The 3,162-nt window shown below is 58.8% G+C and carries 4 protein-coding genes; all 4 read left to right on the top strand.

What is annotated here, in order from left to right; all coding sequences use genetic code 11:
- Positions 1 to 208: 208 nt before the first annotated feature.
- On the top strand, positions 209 to 892 hold the full coding sequence (gene pduL / locus MOST_RS06305; RefSeq protein WP_054935793.1) for a phosphate propanoyltransferase: 684 nt from the start codon (positions 209 to 211) through the stop codon (positions 890 to 892).
- A gap of 4 nt (positions 893 to 896) precedes the next feature.
- Complete coding sequence (locus MOST_RS06300; protein ID WP_054935794.1) at positions 897 to 1,175, top strand: EutN/CcmL family microcompartment protein; 279 nt, start codon at positions 897 to 899, stop codon at positions 1,173 to 1,175.
- 104 nt (positions 1,176 to 1,279) lie between these two features.
- Positions 1,280 to 2,479 carry an acetate/propionate family kinase gene (locus tag MOST_RS06295; RefSeq protein ID WP_106007064.1) on the top strand — a complete coding sequence of 400 codons (1,200 nt, stop codon included), beginning with the start codon at positions 1,280 to 1,282 and terminating at the stop codon, positions 2,477 to 2,479.
- Positions 2,480 to 2,526: 47 nt separating this feature from the next.
- Positions 2,527 to 3,162 (top strand): FGGY family carbohydrate kinase (locus tag MOST_RS06290; protein WP_245909662.1); only part of this gene is annotated, 636 nt, incomplete at its 3' end.

The raw sequence follows: 3,162 nt of genomic DNA, 5'->3' as shown, positions 1-3,162 counted from the left end.
AGCGTCGGCGCTGTCCAGGCCGCCGTAAACGCCGCCACCCCGCCCCTCAAAGAAGAAGGGGAACTGGTGGATGCCGTCGTTATCCCCTCTCCCCACCCGGAACTGTGGGAGCAACTGGGGTAAAGGCCGGCAACGGCCCGGGCCTGAACAAGCGCATAACTATGTTGTAGTTTGACCTTTAACCTTTGTAAAGCAAGGTGACTGCTCAATGTCCACTGCTGCCCTTATCGAATTAATCACCAGGGAAGTCCTGGCCGAACTAAAGGAACGCCGGGGTAAAACCGCCGGGGCCAATACTGTAGCCCATTCCACCCCGGCAGCCAAACGTGTTCCCGTGGCCGTCTCAGCACGCCACGTACATTTGGCCCAGCCGGAAATAGACATCCTCTTCGGCCCCGGCTACCAGCTCACCAAAAGGAACGACCTCTACCAGCCGGGAGAATTTGCCGCCAACGAAGTGGTCACGCTGGTAGGCCCGAAACTGCGTCCCCTGACCAGCGTCCGCATCCTGGGGCCGGTGCGTGACCGCACCCAGGTAGAGATCTCTCGCACCGACGCCATTATCCTTGGCATCCCGGCGCCGGTGCGCCGTTCCGGGGACCTGGCCGGCTCAGCCCCTATTACTCTTGTCGGCCCCAAAGGTTCCGTTACTTTGCCCGAAGGGGCCATTATCGCCAACCGCCACATCCACATGAGCCCGGTAGAAGCAGAAAAATGGGGCCTCAAAGACAACGACGAAGTCACCGTGCGTACCATTAAATCCGACCGGCCCACCATCTTCGGCGGCGTCCAGGTGCGGGTAAGCCCCAAGTTCAAGCTCGTCATGCACATCGACACCGACGACGCCAATGCCGCCGGGTTGCAGTGCAACGACGAAGTGGAAATAAGGTGAGAAGATGCTCATTGCCGAAGTTACCGGGACGGTGGTCGCTACCCGGAAAAATGAAAGCCTTACCGGCAGCAAGCTCCTTCTCGTCCGGCCCCTTTATGGCGGCCGCCGGGGAGAAACCCTGGTGGCCGTGGATACCGTGGGTGCCGGCAGGGGGGAACTGGTGCTGGTGGCCACAGGGAGTGCCGCCCGGCTGGGCCTGGGTGTCCCCCAGGCCCCGGTGGACCTGGCTATCGTGGGCATTATCGACCAGGTGGAGGGGGACATCAAGGGGCTGCCACGTTAAGTTAGCGCCGCATCGGCTTATTATCTGCCCGGCCGGTTACAGGTTCCAGAATCCCAGGAGCATGCTCGCGAGCTAAAAAGATATAGAGGCGGGAGGAAATACCGGTGCAAGTTCTAGCTTTAAACTGCGGGGGTTCTTCTATTAAGTATAAAGTTTTTTCCATGCCAGAAGAAAAAGTAATGGTCCAGGGCAGTGTTGAACGGATCGGTAGCCAGGAAACCACCCTGAGGCATCAAGACTTAACCGGAGAGGCAAATGAATACCAGAAGCATTTACCCAGGGGCGACTATGGTGAAGCCCTGGCAGAAATTCTAAAATTATTGCAGCGTTACCGGCTGGATGCCGTCGGCCACCGGGTGGTCCACGGCGGTGCCGGCTTGCGCCGGCCGGCCCGGATTAATGCCGAGGTCCTGGCCACTTTAAAGGCTTGCTGCCAGCTGGCCCCCCTGCACAACCCGGCCAACATTGCCGGTATCGAGGCAGTGGCGAGACTCCTGCCGGAAGTACCCCAGGTGGCCGTTTGCGACAATACTTTTCATCTGACCCTGCCGCCCCGGGCCTATCTCTACGGCCTGCCCTATGAATATTACGAGCGTTACGGCCTGCGCCGTTATGGTTTCCACGGCATCACCTTTACCTATATGGTTAACCGGGCCGCTGAATTTCTAGGGCGGGATCTGCAGGAACTAAAAATCGTTTCCCTCATGCTCGGCAGCGGTACCACGGCCAATGCCTGCTGCGGTGGGGAATCCATTGATGTCTCCACCGGCTTTACGCCCACGGAGGGGTTGCTCCAGTCCACTCGCTGTGGCGATGTCGACCCAGGTGCCCTTGTTTATCTCCTGCGGCAGGAAGGACTTACACCTGATGCCCTGGAGGAAGTAATCAACAGAAAAGGCGGCTGGCTGGGTATCTCCGGCGTCAGCAACGATTACCGGGCAGTAGAAGAGGCTGCCCGGCAGGGGCATGAGCGCGCCCGCCTGGCCCTGGACGTCCTGGCCTACCGGGCGAAAAAATATATCGGCGCCTACGCGGCGGCCATGGGCGGGATCGATGTCTTGATTTTCTCCGGGGGCATCGGGGAAAAGAGCAGCGGCCTACGCCGGGAAATCTGCCGCGGTCTGGAGTTCCTGGGTATCGAGCTCGATGCTGAACGCAATGAAAACGGGAGCGGTGACCGCCTGATCTCGAGCCCGGAAGCTAAAGTCCAGGTCCTGGTGGTGCATACCGACGAAGAAGTCATGATTGCCCGGGAAACTGTAAAGGTACTGACCGGGGAAGAACCCTCCGCGGCGGTTTGCTAGGGCTATCTTCCCTTTACCGTTATTACTTCCAAAGGAGCTGTGCAAGTATGCGTTACCTCGCCTTTGACTTGGGGGCAGAAAGCGGCCGGGCCATAATCGGTACCCTGATCGAGGGCCGCCTCACCCTGGAAGAAATCTATCGTTTTCCCAACGAACCGGTGCGGATCCCTGACGGCCTGCACTGGGATGTTTTACGCCTCTTCCACGAAATGAAAAATGGCCTGCGCCAGGCGGTAGCCAGCTACGGAACAGGCCTGAAAAGCCTGGCCATTGACACCTGGGGCGTGGACTTTGGCCTGCTGGGGGAAAAGGATGCCCTCCTGGGCAGCCCCTACCACTACCGGGACGACCGCACCCGGGGCGTGATGGAAGAAGCCTTCAAGGTTGTACCCAGGGAAGAGATTTTTTCCCAGACGGGCATCCAGTTTATGCCTTTCAATTCCCTTTACCAGCTCCTGGCCTGGCAGCAACAACAACCGGGCCTTTTAAGCCAGGCCCAAACCCTGTTAATGATGCCCGACCTCTTTAACTTCTTTTTTACCGGCATAAAAGCCGGCGAGTTTACCATCGCCAGTACCACCCAGATGTACAACCCCCGTACCGGCACCTGGGCCAACGGTATGCTGGAAAAGTTAGGGTTACCGGTTAACCTGCTCCCGGCCATCAACCCGCCGGGGACGATT

It is taken from the genome of Neomoorella stamsii (assembly GCF_002995805.1).
In the GTDB taxonomy this organism is placed as follows: Bacteria; Bacillota; DSM-521; order Neomoorellales; family Neomoorellaceae; genus Neomoorella; species Neomoorella stamsii.
The sequence above is the reverse complement of the archived record's forward strand: the minus strand, read 5'-3'. Positions and strand labels throughout refer to the sequence as shown.

Excerpts from the sequence above, each read along its gene's own strand:
- MOST_RS06300 (WP_054935794.1), top strand. The coding sequence starts at position 897 with ATGCTCATTGCCGAAGTTACCGGGACGGTGGTCGCTACCCGGAAAAAT.
- pduL (WP_054935793.1), top strand. The coding sequence starts at position 209 with ATGTCCACTGCTGCCCTTATCGAATTAATCACCAGGGAAGTCCTGGCC.